A 14717-nucleotide genomic window follows, 5' to 3' on the forward strand; every position below is an offset into this window, starting at 1 on the left:
TCATGGATCCTCAAGGACGTGGGGGGGTGGGGCAGTTCGAGCCGTGAACTGCCGTCAAGCGTCCGGTTGGTTGCTCGGCGGTGAGTTTAGGCGCCGTGCACCCGCGATCCGGCGACTTCGCGGATCTTACTCAAGTTCCTTGCCGCAACCGGACGTTGGCCGCGGATCGGGCCGTTCGGCGACAGGTCCGGACCGGATCCTCCCGTTCGGACCACGCCCTGCACGGGGCGGCGAGCCAGGGTTGACGCACGCGCCGGTCTGCACGACTGTGGGCGCGGGAACCGAATGATCACGTGTCCGCCCGGTCCCGGGCGGCCCGCACGCCGGGAGTGCCGATGACAGGAGCCGTACTCGCCGTCGATCAGGGGACGTCCGGCACGAAGGCACTGGTGATCTGTCCGGAACGCGGCGTGATCGGTTCCGGTTCCGCTCCCGTGCGCCCACGGTACGGCGCCGCGGGGTCCGTCGAGGCCGACCCCGCCGAGCTGCTCGGCTCGGTCCTGGACGCCGGCCGGCAGGCCGTGGAGGCGGCGGCCGAACCCGTGGTGGCGGTCGGCCTGGCGAACCAGGGTGAGACGGTCCTGGCCTGGGACCCCGCGACCGGCCGCCCGCTCACCGATGCCGTCGTCTGGCAGGACCGGCGGGCGGAGGGCGTCTGCGCCGGACTCGGCGCGTACGGTGAGGAGCTGCGGCAGCTGACCGGGCTGCCGCTCGACCCGTACTTCGCCGCGCCCAAGATGGCCTGGATCCGCCGCGAGCTGACCCGGGAAGGGGTCGTGACCACGAGTGACTCCTGGCTGGTCCACCGGCTGACCGGCGCCTTCGTCACCGACGCGGCCACCGCCGGGCGTACCCAGCTGCTCGGTCTGCACGACGTGGGCTGGTCGCCCGCCGCTCTGGAGATCTTCGGCCTGTCCGACGAACGGCTCCCCACCGTCGTCGACTGCGCCGGCCCCGTCGGGACGACCACCGCTTTCGGCGGCGAGATCCCCCTGACCGGCCTCCTTGTCGACCAGCAGGCCGCCCTGCTGGCGCAGAACGCCCTCGAACCCGGCCAGGCCAAGTGCACCTACGGCACCGGCGCCTTCCTCCTGGCGCAGACCGGGAGCAGCCCACGCGGGAGCTCCTCGGGCCTGGTCAGCTGTGTCGCCTGGCGGCTCGGCGGACGTACGGACTACTGCCTGGACGGGCAGGTCTACACGGCCGCCTCCGCCGTCCGCTGGCTCTCCGACATCGGCGTGATCTCCGGTGCCGCCGACCTCGACCCGGTGGGGGCCACGGCCCCCGGTACGGGCGGAGTCGTCTTCGTCCCCGCCCTCGCCGGCCTCGCCGCCCCGTGGTGGCGCAGCGACCTGCGCGGCTCGGTGACCGGTCTCGGTCTCGACACCACCGCGGGCCACCTGGTGCGGGCCCTGTGCGAGGGCATCGCGGCGCAGGTGGTCGCCCTCGCCGACGCCGTGGCCGCCGACCTCGGCGAACCGCTGACCGTCCTGCGCGTCGACGGCGGCCTCACCCGCTCGGCCCTGCTCATGCAGACCCAGGCCGACCTGCTGCAACGGCCGGTGGAGGTCTCCGCGTTGCCTGACGTGACCGCGCTCGGCGCCGGGGTCGTGGCCCGTCTCGGACTCGACCCGCACCTGCCGCCGCGCGAGGCGACACCCCGGTGGAAGCCCTCCGCCGTCTACGAACCCCGGATCGGCCCCGACGAGGCGGCCGCACGCCTCGCACGGTTCCGTACGGCCGTGGACGCTCTGCTGGAGCGCGCATGACGGTCACGGTCACCACGGCCGGCCTCCTGCCCACGGGCGACGGGCCTTACGACGTCACCGTCGTGGGCGCGGGCGTCGTCGGCGCGGCCATCGCCCGCGAACTGGCCGGATACCGTCTGCGCACCGCGCTGGTGGAAGCCGCCGACGACATCGGCGAGGGCACGTCGAAGGCCAACACGGCCATCCTGCACACCGGCTTCGACGCCGTACCCGGCTCGCTGGAGGCCCGGCTCGTACGCGAGGGCCACGGACTGCTCGCCGCCTACGCGGCCCGGACCGGCATCCCCCTCGAGCGGGTCGGCGCCCTCCTGGTGGCCTGGGACGACGAGCAACGCGCCGTGCTGCCCGAACTGCTGGCCAAAGCCGTCCGCAACGGCTACCACGCGGCCCGCCTCATCGGCGCCGCCGAACTGCGCGCGCGCGAACCCCACCTGGGTCCGGGCGCGCTCGGCGCGCTGGAGGTCCCCGACGAGAGCATCATCTGCCCATGGACCACTCCGCTGGCCTTCGCCACCCAGGCCGTCCGCGCCGGAGTCCATCTGCACCTCGGCTGCCGGGTGCGGGGTGTCGGCAGCGACGCCGACGGCCACACGCTCAGCACCTCGCGCGGCCCGCTGCGCACCCGGTACCTGATCAACGCGGCCGGACTGTACGCCGACGAGTTCGACCGGTTCCTCGGCCACGAGGAGTTCACCGTGACCCCGCGCCGCGGTCAGCTCATCGTCTTCGACAAGCTCGCCCGCGGCCTCGTGGACCACATCCTCCTGCCCGTCCCCACCGCCGCGGGCAAGGGCGTCCTGGTCGCACCGACCGTGTTCGGCAACGTGCTCCTCGGACCCACCTCCGAGGACCTGGACGACAGGACGGCCACCGGCTCCACCGCCGAAGGCATCCGCCTGCTGCGCGAGAAGGGCCGCCGGATCGTGCCGGCCCTCCTCGACGAGGAGGTCACCGCCGTCTACGCGGGCCTGCGCGCCGCCACCGGTCAGGAGGACTACCGCATCCGCCACCACCCCGGCCGGCGGTACGTCACCGTAGGCGGCATCCGGTCCACCGGCCTCACGGCCTCCATGGCGATCGCCGGCCACGTCACCGGGCTGCTCGCGGAACTCGGCCTCGACCTCGGCGAACGGCGCGAACTCCCGGAGCTCACCCTGCCCAACATCGGCGAAGCCTTCCCCCGGCCCTACCTGCGGGCCGATCTGATCGCCCGCGACCCGGCGTACGGCACGCTCGTCTGCCACTGCGAGCAGGTCACCCTCGGCGAGATCCGCGACGCGTTCTCCACCACCCTCCCGCCGCGCTCCGTGGACGGTCTGCGGCGCCGTACCCGCGCCCGCGGCGGACGCTGCCAGGGCTTCTACTGCGGCGCCGCCGTACGCGCCCTGTTCGAGAAGGAGCGACCGTGACCCGGACCGAGCGCCACGTCGACGTCCTGATCGTCGGGGCCGGCCCCGCCGGCCTCGCCGCCGGGGCCGAACTCGCCGACGCGGGCGCGGGACACGTCGAGATCCTGGAACGCGAGCAGGAGGCGGGCGGGATCCCCCGTCACTGCCACCACGGCGGATTCGGCGAGCGCCGCACCGGGGGACGGCCGCGCGGACCGTACGCCCGGGGCGGCACGGACGGGCCCGCGTACGCGCGGCGGAGCGTGGCCGCGGCGGTGCGGGCGGGCGCCGTCCTGCGCACCGGAGTCACCGTCACCGGCTGGGCGGGACCGCGTACCCTCGACACCACGGGCCCCACCGGGCTCGGACGGATCACGGCCACGGCCGTCCTCCTTGCCACCGGCGCCCGCGAACGCCCGCGCACCGCGCGGCTGATCCCCGGCACCCGGCCCGCGGGCGTCTACACCACGGGCGAGCTCCAGCAGGCCGTCCACCTCTACGGGCAGCGGATCGGCACCCGGGCGGTCGTCGTCGGTGACGAGCCCGTCGCCCGGTCGGCCGTCGCCACCCTGCGTGCCGCCGGCGTCCAGGTCGCCGCCCTGGTCACCGGCCGGCCCGACACCCCGTTCCGGGTTCGGCGTTCCGGCCTGCCGATGCTCACCGGCGCCGTCGTCACCGCTCTCCACGGCAGGACCCGGCTCTCCGGGGTGGAGCTGCGCCACGACGACGGCCGTACCACGACCCTGCGCTGCGACACCGTCGTCCTCACCGGCGACTTCGTCCCCGACAACGAGCTGGCCCGGCGCGGTGGCCTCACCCTGGACCCCGGCACGCGCGGGCCGGCGTACGACGCCGCCTTCCGCACCTCGCGGCCCGGCGTCTTCGCCGCCGGGAACCTGTTGCACGCCGTGGAGCGCGCGCACGTGGCCGCCCTGGAGGGCCGCGCCGTCGCCGTACCCGTCCTGCACCGCCTGGCGGGCACCGACCTGCCCGCCGGAGCGGGACAGCCGCTGCTGGTGGACGCGCCGCTGCGGTGGATCGCGCCCAACGTGACGGGCTCCGGCGGGGAACGGCCGCCCGGCGGCCGGTTCGTGCTGCGTACCGACCGGCGGCTGCCCCGGCCACTGCTCCTCGTCAGCCAGGGAGGGCGCGAACTCCACCGGCAGCGGCTCCTGTTGCCGGCCGTCCCCGATCGACCGTTCCACCTGGCCGCCGAGTGGCTGGACCGGGTCGACCCGCTCGGCCCGGCCGTACGGGTCAGCGCGCTCTGAGCGGGCGGGGGAGCGCGCCAGGTGCCCGCGCGGTCCCCGGCGGGCGCGGGTGGGAGGTCAGGGAATGAGCAGCCGGTCCGCACCGACGGCCGCCACCAGGCCGACGCCGAGCAGCCAGCTGCCGAGGCGGGTCCGGCCGTTCCTGCTCAGCTCGATCACCACACCGCACAGGATGAGCGCCAGCCCGTACACGCCGACGACCAGGACGGACGACCGGCTCGCGATACGCAGGGCCAGGACGACGGCCACCCCCGCCATACCCACCGAGGAGAGCACGATCCGGAGCCGACGTGCCTGACGGGGCGTCAGTCTGCGTCCCGCCGCCGGCTCCGCTATGTCCTGGGGCTGCTGGTCCTGGTCCTGGTCAGAAGAGCTCATGACGCCGGATCGTAATGGCTGCGCGTCCGGACGGCCGCCGGACCACAGGATCCGCCGTCCGGAACACACGGGGCGCGGTCAGGCGATCGACGCCGAGACGACGGCGGCCACGGCCAGATTGCAGCTCGCCGTCACCCACACCGCCGGGTGGGGCTCCCGCTCCACCAGCGTCGCGCCGAGCTTCCCCGGCGTGACCAGGTCCACGACGAGGAACGCCACGGCCATCATGACCAGCCCGAGGACCCCGAACGCGGCGGTCGACACCAGACCCTTCCCGAAGTCCTCGTAGGTCGTCCAGATCGACGTGAACACGATGCCGCCGATGCCCAGCAGCGCCGAGCTGAGGAGCACGGCGGCGTTGCGGTTGCGCTCCTCCCATATCTGCCGGCCGAGCCGGCCGGGAGTCAGGGCGTCGATCAGAAAAATGCCGAGAACGAGCAGTACGACCCCGAGGGCCCCGTACGCGGTGGCACGGCCGAGGCCGTTGATGATGTCGGTCATCGGGACGTCCGTCTCCTGAGCGAGCAGTTCTGAGGATGGAACCTGCCACAGACAGTCGGCAGGCGGTCAGGAAAGAGCAAAACCTATCGCATCCTTGCGTGTTACCCGACGTGGCCCCCCGGTCGCAGCCGCGGCGCCTCCGCCCCGGCGTCGACCGCGGCGCCCGCCCCACGGCCCTCCCCGGGTCCGCTCCCCGCTCGCCCCACCGAATCCTCCACCCGTCCCGCCAGTTCCCGGGCCCACGCGATCAGCGGGTCCACCGCGATCCCGTACGGCTCGGGCTCCCCGAACGCCTCCAGCGCCGCGGCACCCCGCCGGAGCAGCCGCGCACCGCCCGCCCCGTTGCCCCGGGCGCAGTGCGTCAGCCCCACCGCCATCTGCGCGAGCCCCCGCCACAGCTCCCGTTCCGCCTCCGGCCCCGACTTCCAGGCGTCCTCGAACACCTCGTGCGCGTGGAAGGGCATGCCCGCGTCCAGCAGCCGCTGCGCCTCACGCACCGTCTCGTCGGGGGAGCGCACCACACCCTCGGGCTGCCGCTCCACCCCCGGAGAACCGTAGGGCAGGGGGCGCCCCAGCCCGTCCCGAGGGCGCGCATTGCGCGCCCTCCCCTCCGCGTCACGGTCCCTCCGAGATTCGTCCACCCTCCGATTGTGCCTCGCACCTGCGGGGAACCCCGTGACCCCTGTCCCCGGGGACCCGCGCACGACTAGGCTCGGAACCCTCCGCAGCCACCTTGGGAAGGGGAGGCATGAAGCCGTCCCGGCCGTTGTACGAGCGCGAACCGGAACTCGCCGCCGCCGCACAGGCGTTGGACGCCCTCTGCGGCGGGCAGGCGACCGGAGGGCTGCTGGTCTTCAGCGGCGAGGCGGGCATCGGCAAGACCGCCCTGCTCCGCGAGATCCAGGCCATGGCCGCCGACCGCTGCACCGTCTGGTCCGCCCGGGGCGGCGAGACCGTGACGTCCGTACCGTTCCACGTCGTACGCCAGCTCCTGCAGCCCGCGCTGAACCAGTTCCCCGCCGACGAGGTCAGGGCGATGTTCGGCGACTGGTTCGAGATCACCGCGCCCGCACTGGGTCTCGCCGAACCCAGCGGACCGCAGCCCGACCCCCAGGGTGTCAGGGACGGCCTGGACCACGTCGTCTCCCGGCTCGCCTCCCGCCTCCGCCACCGGCCGCCGCTCCTCATGGTGGACGACGCCCACTGGGCGGACGGCGAATCGCTCGCCTGGCTCGCCGGCTGCACCACGCGCCTGTCCGAACTCCCTCTCCTGGTGGTCCAGGCCCACCGCCCCCAGGAACTCGCCGACCGCGACGCCGACTGGGCCGTCGCCGGCGGCGGACCCGAGCGCGCGGGCCACACCGGCCACCCCGCCCTCATACGCGTGGCCCTGCGCGCCCTCACGCCCGACGCCACGGCGGAGCTGGTGCGGGCCGGCCTCGGGGACCACGCCGACGACCCGTTCTGCCGCGAGGTGTGGGCCGTCACCGGCGGCAACCCGTACGAGGCGGTCGAGCTCGTCGCCAAGGCGCAGGACCGCGAACTGCCCCCGGTCGAGGAGTCGGCGGGCCTCCTGCGGGAACTCGGGGCCTCGGCACGCGGCAGCGGCCTCGTCGCCCGCCTCGAACGGCTGGGCACCAACGCCAACCGCTTCGCCTGGGCCGCGGCCGTACTCGGCACCGAGATCTCGCAGGAACTCGCCGCCAATCTCGCGGGCATGAGCCCGGCCGAGGCCGCCGACTGCACGGCGCGGCTGCGCGACGCACGCATCGTCAGCGGATTCGACCCGCTCGAGTTCGTCCACCCGCTGATCGCCTCCGCCGTCTACCGCTCCATCCCGCCGGCCACCCGTACCGCCTTCCACGGGCGGGCCGCCTGGGCCATCACCGAGGCCGGACTCGGAGCGGCGGCGGCCTCCCGCCACCTTCTCGAGGTGCACCCGGACGACGACCAGGAGGTGGTCGCGCAGCTCCGCGAGGCAGCGGGCCAGCACCTCGCGGTCGGCGCACCGGAAGCGGCCAGACGCTGCCTGGAACGCGCCCTGGAGGAACCGCCGCGCCCCCACGACAGGGCCGCCCTGCTGTACGAACTCGGCTGCGCCACGCTACTCAGCTCACCGGCCACCACGGTCCAGCACCTGCGGGCCGCCCTTGACACCCCTGGCCTGGACGAGACACTGCGGATCGACGCCACCTTCCGCCTCGCCGCCGCCCTGTCCCACAACAACCAGCTCAAGGACGCGGCGCTCTCGCTGGCCGCCGAGGCCTCCCGCACGGCACCCGGCCCCGGGCTCATGCGGCTTCAGGCCGCACACTTCCTGTGGGAGGGCATGCAGGCCGCCGAGGACGACGGGCCCGCGCGGTCGGCCCGGCTCGCGCGCAACGCCGACCACCTCACCGGACGCGACAACGCGGAGCGGGCGCTGCTCACCCTGCGGGCCTTCGACGCCATGCTCCGCGGCGAGAACGCCGCACTCGTGGTGGACCTGTGCGAACGCGCCCTCGTGGACGGCCGGCCCGCACGCGGGCTCGGCTGGACCGACACCGAATGGGGCTTCGAGCTCCCTGCCATGGTCGGCATCACCTTCGCGTTCACCGACCGGCTCGACCGCGCGGAGGACCTCTTCGGCGAAGCCGTACGCGCCTTCGAGATCTCCGGCTGGAGCGGGGCGCACCTGGCGTTCGCCCACACCCTCCTGGGCCTGGTCCACCGGCGTCGCGGCCGCCTCGCCGAGGCGGAGGGCTTCCTGCGCGAGGGGCTGCGCCTCGCGGACCGCGTGGGCAGCGGCCTGCCGGTCCACTGGGACGCCACCTGCCTGCTCGTCGACACGCTGCTCGCCCGCGGCAGGACGGCGGAAGCCAGGCTCGTCGCCGACCGGTACGACTTCGGCCCGCCCTATCCGAGCGCCATGGTCCTGCCCGACGCGCCGTGCGTCCACGGGCGGCTGCTGCTCGCCGAAGGCCGCACCGAGGAGGCGGTGGCGGAACTCGAGGCCGCCGGGGCGGCGCTGGAGCCCCGGGGCCGGTTCAACGGCGTCTGGGCACCGTGGGCGGGTGACCTCGCCCGCGCCCTGGCCGACACCGACCCGGTCCGGGCGGCCCAGGTCGCCACCCGGGCGCGCGTCCACGCGGAACGCTTCGGTACGGACACGGCGATCGGCGAAGCCCTGCGCTGCCTGGCCCTGTTCGCCCCGCCCGAGGAGGCGACGCAGCTGCTCGCGGAGTCGGTGCGGCACCTGGAGACGTCGTCCTCCGCCTACGAGCATGCGAGGGCCCGATTCGAGTACGGGGTCGCGAGCCGCTCCGCGAGAGAGCTCGCCCGGGCCCAGAAGCTCGCCACCGCCTGCGGAGCGGAGGCACTGGCGACCCGCGCCCAACGGGTACGCACGTCGATGCCGTCCCCGGAGTGAGGTAATGTTTGTCCTGCGCGGCCACCCGGGAAAGCCGGGGGAATCGCATCGGGACGTGGCGCAGCTTGGTAGCGCACTTGACTGGGGGTCAAGGGGTCGCAGGTTCAAATCCTGTCGTCCCGACTGGAGACAGTCGCAGATCAGGGCCGGTTTCGGAGCAATCCGAAACCGGCCCTTGACCATTTTCGGGGACCGGTCGGGGGTCGGCGTCCTTGACCGGGTCAGCGGGTCCTGGCGAGGAGGATCGGTAGCGAGCGCGGTACGACGAGCCTCTTCCGGTCAGTCGCGGCGCCGGCAGCCGTGGAGGCGTTGTCCACGTCCACGCAGCGGCCGGAGGTATTGCCCCGCAGGCGTGAGGTGGCGGCCGGCCGCCTGCCGCCGCTCACCCGGTACGCAGCGACGCCGTGCGCGGGACGCTCGCCGAGATCTGCCCGGACGTGCTCGACGTGCCGCCGGTCCACAGGTCGGTGAGGGTGAACGGTCCACCGCTCAGGCCGATCTGGGTGGCCGTCGCTGCGCTCTCGCCCCGGTCGAACAGGCCCACCGCGACCGAACCGTCCGCAGGGGGCTTGGCGAACACCTCGATGGTGCCGTCATCGCGCACCCTGCGTCCGCCTGCGCCTTGTGTGTGTCTTTCACAGGCGGGGAGGCCCAGGGAGGCACATGTGGGGACCGCTTCCGGTGCAGTGGCCTACAGGGGCCTACTCCCTCGGTGAGAATCGAATGCTGTGCCGAGTATTGACAGCCCAACCGCCCACCCGCACGATTGGGACCGCTCTAGTGGGAGCGCTCCCAAAGCGCACGTCCTCTGAGATCGAGGTACTGTCTTGAGCCGCACACTCCGCACTCTGATGGCAGCGCTCTGTGCTCTGCCGCTGGCGTTCGCCGCCGCGCCCTCCGCCCACGCCGCCGACCCCACCACCATGACCAACGGGTTCTACGCGGATCCCGACTCGAGCGCGAGCCGGTGGGCGGCCGCCAACCCCGGCGACGGCCGGGCCGCCGCGATCAACGCCTCCATCGCCAACACGCCCATGGCCCGGTGGTTCGGCTCCTGGAGCGGCGCCATCGGCACCGCGGCAGGCGCCTACGCCGGAGCGGCGGACGGCCGGGACAAGCTGCCCATCCTCGTCGCCTACAACATCTACAACCGTGACTACTGCGGTGGGCACTCCGCCGGCGGAGCCGCTTCGCCGTCCGCGTACGCCGACTGGATCGCCCGGTTCGCCGGTGGTATCGCGGCCCGCCCGGCCGTCGTCATCCTCGAACCGGACTCTCTCGGAGACTACGGCTGCATGACCCAGGCTCAGATCGACGAACGCGAGGCCATGCTCACCAACGCCCTCGTCGAGTTCAACCGCCAAGCTCCCAACACCTGGGTCTACATGGATGCAGGCAACCCGCGCTGGGTCGACGCGGCGACCATGGCCCGGCGTCTCCACGAAGCCGGCCTCCGGCAGGCCCACGGCTTCTCGCTCAACGTCTCCAACTACATCACCACCGCCGAGAACACGGCCTACGGCAACGCCGTCAACAATGAACTGGCCGCTCGCTACGGCTACACCAAGCCGTTCGTCGTGGACACCAGCCGCAACGGCAACGGCACCAACGGCGAGTGGTGCAACCCCTCAGGCCGCCGCATCGGCACGCCCACCCAGAAGGGCGGAGGCGCCGAGATGCTCCTGTGGATCAAGACTCCGGGCGAGTCCGACGGCAACTGCGGTGTCGGATCCGGATCCACGGCCGGCCAGTTCCTCCCCGAGGTCGCCTACAAGATGATCTACGGCTACTGATCCGGGGAGTCCCGCCGCCCGCACGCCGCCGGCGGGGCGGACGTTCCCCCTGCTGCCTGACCACTCACCGGCAGCCGACCACCTTGAGTCCCTCGCTGGGTCAGTTCCGCTTGAGTACGCCGCTCAGTCCGGCCGCCACGGCTGTGGTCAGCACCCAGCCTGCGCCGGCGAGCAGCCACGAGCAGTACAAGGCGCTGCCGGTGGGCAGCCACGCCTTCTGCTGTCCGAGGTCGACGATGGGCACCAGGACGTCGAGGGCGTAGGCGACCGGGTGGAATGCCGGGACCGAGGTGCCGGTGGCAGTCATGTGTGTCGGGTAGGCGTGGGAGAAGACGGCAGTACCGAGGGCGAGCAGAGCGAGCAGCCAAAGAGCTGCCAGCCAGGTCCGGTAGCCGTAGCCGACGGTCAGGTACAGCAGCCGGTCGAGCAGCCGCCCGGCCGGGTTGAGAGTACGGCGCCGTCGCCGCTGCTTGTGGATGGCCACGAGCCGGGCAGCGTCCTCCTGGCCGGCTCGGCGGTAGGCGGCGGCGAGCTGGTCATAGGGCTGCGGGGCGTAGCCGTGCTGCTGTCGCTCCAGCCAGTTCAGCCGGGTGCGCACCGGGACGCCGTCGTCGGTCAACGTCTGGTAGACGAGTCCGCGCAGGTCGAGATGGGCCGACCACGTAGCGGGGTCGTCGTGGAGCGTGCCGATCTGTGCGTGACTGAGATCGACGAGCCCGTCCGGGGCACGCTCGGGCAGCAGGTACAGGGCCGCAGCGTTGAGCCGCTCGAAGTCCAGAGCGAGGCCCCCAGGATTGGCGAAGCCGGCCTCTCGTAGGTCCACCCGAGCGCCGACCCGGGCACCGTACAAGCTGAACTCGCCTCGGGCGGTGAAGCCGCGACGGCAGGAGATCTGTCGGTCGACGGTAAGCCAGCCGCCTTCCAGCGCGAATCCGTTCGGATTGTCGAGCTCGGCTCCGTCGAAAATGAGTGCACCGAGGTGCGCGCCCTGCAGGTCGATGCCGCCGCGTGCGGTGAAGCCGCCGCCGAGGTGCATCTTCTCTGTCACCTGCAGGCCGGAAGCGGTCACCGCCCAGTCCCCGGTACGGGTGAGGCGGGCTCCGGCAAGAGTGAGGGAACCGCCGATACGCGCGCCACACATCCGTACGGCACCTTCGGTGACCAGTCCTTCGGCGAGCACGCTCTGCGCCATCTGCGACTGGTCGGCGGTCAAGGCGGTATCGCCCGGATTATCGATCCTCGCGCCCGTGAGAACAAGGTCTCCATGGATCTGTGCGCCGGGGAAGTGGACCGCGCCGCGGGCATGAAAACCGTCACCGAGGCGCACGTGATGACCAGCGGTGAGCCGCGCGGCGTCCAAGGCGATCGCACCGGGATTGTCGAGCCTCGCGCCGTCCAGACACAGCACGCCACCGATCCGGGCCCGGGCCACGTTGACCTGACCGCGAACAGTGAACCCCTGGTCCAACGAGAGGTCCGCGTCTATCTGCAGGTTCTCGGCGATCAGGTCGGGCAGGTGGCAGCCGGCCATGCGGATCAGGGGTGCGGCGGCATGGGTGAGGACAACCGGATCGTCCATCCAGCAGTCGGTCAGCAGCAGCCAACGGCCGAGCGTGGCCCCTTCCAAGTCCAGCAGGCCCGTTATGCGGGCACCGGCCAGGCGAAGCGGGGGGCGTGCCTCGGAGTCAGTCACGAGTCGGGCCACCAACTCGGCTCGGATCGTCCGCTCCGGCCCCCATGAGGCGCCGCGTCCCGGGTCACACGGAGTCTCGCTGCTCCGTAGGTCGGCAGTCAGTCCATGGGACGCTGCCTCCACCAATTGTTGTTCTGCCGGTGTGAGTTCCGCGACGCCGAGCATCGTCCCCCCGTGGAATCGGCTCCGAGCCTCCGGGAGTCTATCCGCCTGGGAAGGACGTGCACCAGGAGTCAGGGGATCGACCGCCACTCCGGCTCAGTGACCCCACTCGTGAACTGGCCGGCGTCGGCACCACACCAGTTCACAGCGACCTCGAGGGCTGCGGCCCCGCCCCGACTGCCGCGGTCCGGCTGCGCCGTTCGGTCCGTGCCGGTGCCCCGGCGGTGTCACCGTCCGGGCACCCGGCACGAGGCCGGGAGGGCCGGTCAGCGGGGGCGGGCGCCGAAGTCCCCGCACCGGACCGCCACCGCGGCCCGGTGACCGTCGGGGACGGAGACGTCGGCCACCTGCCATCCGGACGGGGCGGCCGGTGCCTCCCCGGCGCCGACGTACTCGGTCGAGGGGTCCGCACCCAGGCCGATGCCGAGCCCCTTCAGGCAGGCCTCCTTCCTGGTCCACACCCGGGCGAACGCCGCCGGGCGCAGGCCGGGGTCGAGGGCGGCGAGTTCCGCCGACTCCGCCGGGTGGAGAACGTCGGCCGCCTCGACGAGGGTCTGTGCGGCGGGCACCGGTTCGACGTCCACGCCGACCGGGCCGGCGGCGACGGCGATGAGGCTGAGCCCCTCGCAGTGCGAGAGCGAGAAGTGCAGGTGCCCGTCGGGCAGTACGGGCCGCCCGTGCGGCCGGCCGCAGCACGGGCACGGAGCTCGTGCCATCGAGACGGTCCTGGGCGCGATGCCCAGGTGGTTGCCGAGCACCCGGCGCAGGCCGACATGGGCGCACAGATACGTGGCGCGGTCGCCGGGACGGCGGAACTCCTCCGCACGGGCCAGCTCCGAGGGATCCAGGACGAGCGGGGCGTACCGCGTCGCGCTCTCCTCGTGCGCGGCCGTGGCGACCAGCCAGAGCTGTGCGCCGCGGGGTCCCGGTCCGGGAGCGGTCGGTGGGGGCAGCGCCGCGGGCAGCGGCGGGAGCGCGGCCGGCAGGAGAAGACGGCCGAGGACGGGCGGGGGACTGGATTCCAGCAGGGACATGTATGCCTCACACGGCTGTGGCGGCGGGCTCGGCGGTGCCGGACGGCTCCGTCGTGCCGGGGGACTTCCGTGTCACCGGGGAGCGCATGGCAAGGGCGGCGGCCACGGGCGAGCACAGGGCGACGGCCGCGCAGAGCAGCCAGGTGCCGGTCACCCCCAAGGGCGCGGAGATCGAGCTGAAGAAGGCGAGCGAGAGGGGCGCGGCGCCGATGCCGGAGAGGGCGAAGGTGGACATCGCGGCGCCCAGCCGGCCCTCGGGTACGGCCTGTTGGTACGCCGTGACCAGGGCCGGACCGTTCAGCCCCGAGAAGAGACCGACGGCGCACGCCGCCACGGCCAGGAGAGTCGGGGAGGGCGCCAGCGCCATGGATCCCAGGCCGATGGCGAGCCCGGTGCCGGTGACCACGAGCTTGACCGGTACGGGGATGCGATGGGCCAGGGCAGCGCCCGCCGCCGCCGACGCCAGGGCACCGGCGCTGAACGCCGTCAGGGCCGCCGCGACCGAGCCGATGCCCCACCCCTCGCCGGAGGCGCGCAGGGGCAGGGCGACCTCGGCCGGCCACAGGAAGGCGAAGTCCATGCAGAAGCAGGCGACGAACATCCAGCGCAGCCGGGGGTGGGCGCCCAGCAGCAGAAGACCGTCGCCGGAACGCCGGAACAGTGAGGCCTTCGCCCCCGTGCCGCTCTCGCGGCGGGACATGCCGTGAGTGACGTGGAAGGCGCAGACCAGCCAGAGGGCGCATCCCGCCGCCGACACGAGCATGACGTGGGACAGGCTGCCCGCCACCACCAGCCAGGCTCCCAGTGGGGACCCGGCGATCGGCGCCAGCCGCAGCACCATCGCGAAGAGGGAGTTGGCGCGGCCCAGGTGCTCCGGAGGGGCCAGGCGGGTCAGCAGGACGCCGGAGGCGGGGCCGGTGAGGCCGAGCAGGGAGCCCTCCACCACGGCGACGGCGATCAGAGGCCAGAGACTGTCGGCGCCCGCGGCGACGAGAGCGCCGACGGCGAGCACGACGAGCCGGGTGGCGGTGGCCCGCAGCAGGACGGTGCGCGGGCCGAGGCTGTCGGCCAGAGCACCGCCGAACAGCAGCATCAGGGCGCGCGGCAGAGTGGAGGCGAGGATCACGAGTGTCACGGCGCCCCGGCCGCCGAGCTGGACCGCGGTCCAGCTCATGGCGATGAGGAGGGCGAAGCTTCCGCACTGGACGGCGGCCTGGCCGGTGACGAAGCTGCCGATGCGCCGCCAGTCCGGGGCGGGCTCCGCCTCGGGCGACGGGGCGGAGGGATACGTTGTCATGGGGACGGCTTCCTGAGGGAGG

The 14717-nt window shown here is 73.3% G+C and carries 11 protein-coding genes, 1 tRNA gene and 1 pseudogene; 6 read left to right on the plus strand and 7 right to left on the minus strand.

Translation table 11 applies throughout. The features are described from left to right. Positions 1-335: 335 nt before the first annotated feature. Genes BA175_RS04515 through BA175_RS31575 form a run of 3 tightly spaced genes read left to right on the plus strand, consistent with a single transcriptional unit; the run spans position 336 to position 4428 of the window. Positions 336-1769 carry an FGGY family carbohydrate kinase gene (locus tag BA175_RS04515; protein ID WP_069169888.1) on the plus strand — a complete coding sequence of 478 codons (1434 nt, stop codon included), beginning with the start codon at positions 336-338 and terminating at the stop codon, positions 1767-1769. Continuing rightward, positions 1766-3178, plus strand: a complete 1413-nt coding sequence (locus BA175_RS31570) for an FAD-dependent oxidoreductase (protein ID WP_069169889.1) — start codon at positions 1766-1768, stop codon at positions 3176-3178. The genes BA175_RS04515 and BA175_RS31570 overlap by 4 nt, the downstream gene beginning before the upstream one ends. Then, complete coding sequence (locus tag BA175_RS31575) at positions 3175-4428, plus strand: FAD-dependent oxidoreductase (RefSeq protein ID WP_069169890.1); 1254 nt, start codon at positions 3175-3177, stop codon at positions 4426-4428. The genes BA175_RS31570 and BA175_RS31575 overlap by 4 nt, the downstream gene beginning before the upstream one ends. 57 nt (positions 4429-4485) lie before the next feature. Here BA175_RS31575 and BA175_RS04530 read toward each other — a convergent pair whose 3' ends face one another. The 3 genes from BA175_RS04530 to BA175_RS04540 all read right to left on the minus strand — a co-directional run bounded on the left by BA175_RS04530 (position 4486) and on the right by BA175_RS04540 (position 5948). Next, on the minus strand, positions 4486-4857 hold the full coding sequence (locus BA175_RS04530) for a hypothetical protein (protein WP_438947317.1): 372 nt from the start codon (positions 4855-4857) through the stop codon (positions 4486-4488). Positions 4858-4884: 27 nt separating this feature from the next. Then, positions 4885-5307, minus strand: coding sequence for a DUF350 domain-containing protein (locus BA175_RS04535; RefSeq protein ID WP_069169892.1), 423 nt, complete (start codon positions 5305-5307; stop codon positions 4885-4887). 101 nt (positions 5308-5408) lie between these two features. After that, a complete protein-coding gene (locus BA175_RS04540) occupies positions 5409-5948 on the minus strand; it encodes a DUF309 domain-containing protein (RefSeq protein ID WP_069169893.1) in 540 nt (179 codons plus the stop codon). 107 nt (positions 5949-6055) lie between these two features. Here BA175_RS04540 and BA175_RS04545 point away from each other — a divergent pair, with 107 nt between their 5' ends. After that, entirely contained in the window at positions 6056-8716 is a 2661-nt protein-coding gene (locus BA175_RS04545) for an ATP-binding protein (RefSeq protein WP_069169894.1), read from the plus strand. A 49-nt stretch (positions 8717-8765) separates the two neighbouring features. Continuing rightward, positions 8766-8839, plus strand: a tRNA-Pro gene (locus BA175_RS04550). A gap of 164 nt (positions 8840-9003) precedes the next feature. Here the strand turns inward: BA175_RS04550 and BA175_RS04555 are convergent. Beyond that, positions 9004-9341: pseudogene (locus BA175_RS04555) on the minus strand (alpha-galactosidase); the annotation flags it as partial. 226 nt (positions 9342-9567) lie between these two features. Between BA175_RS04555 and BA175_RS04560 the strand changes: the two are divergent. Continuing rightward, on the plus strand, positions 9568-10509 hold the full coding sequence (locus tag BA175_RS04560) for a glycoside hydrolase family 6 protein (RefSeq protein WP_438947318.1): 942 nt from the start codon (positions 9568-9570) through the stop codon (positions 10507-10509). 100 nt (positions 10510-10609) lie between these two features. On the opposite strand, the gene BA175_RS04565 is transcribed toward BA175_RS04560, so the two are convergent. The 3 genes from BA175_RS04565 to BA175_RS04575 all read right to left on the minus strand — a co-directional run bounded on the left by BA175_RS04565 (position 10610) and on the right by BA175_RS04575 (position 14695). Next, a complete protein-coding gene (locus BA175_RS04565) occupies positions 10610-12214 on the minus strand; it encodes a hypothetical protein (protein WP_175420739.1) in 1605 nt (534 codons plus the stop codon). 416 nt (positions 12215-12630) lie between these two features. Beyond that, complete coding sequence (locus BA175_RS04570; RefSeq protein WP_069169898.1) at positions 12631-13398, minus strand: 4'-phosphopantetheinyl transferase family protein; 768 nt, start codon at positions 13396-13398, stop codon at positions 12631-12633. Between the two features lie 7 nt (positions 13399-13405). Continuing rightward, positions 13406-14695: an MFS transporter gene (locus tag BA175_RS04575; RefSeq protein ID WP_069169899.1), complete on the minus strand. Its 1290-nt coding sequence runs from the start codon at positions 14693-14695 to the stop codon at positions 13406-13408. Positions 14696-14717: the final 22 nt, after the last annotated feature.

It is taken from the genome of Streptomyces griseus, from assembly GCF_001715295.1.
GTDB lineage: Bacteria > Actinomycetota > Actinomycetes > Streptomycetales > Streptomycetaceae > Streptomyces > Streptomyces griseus_G.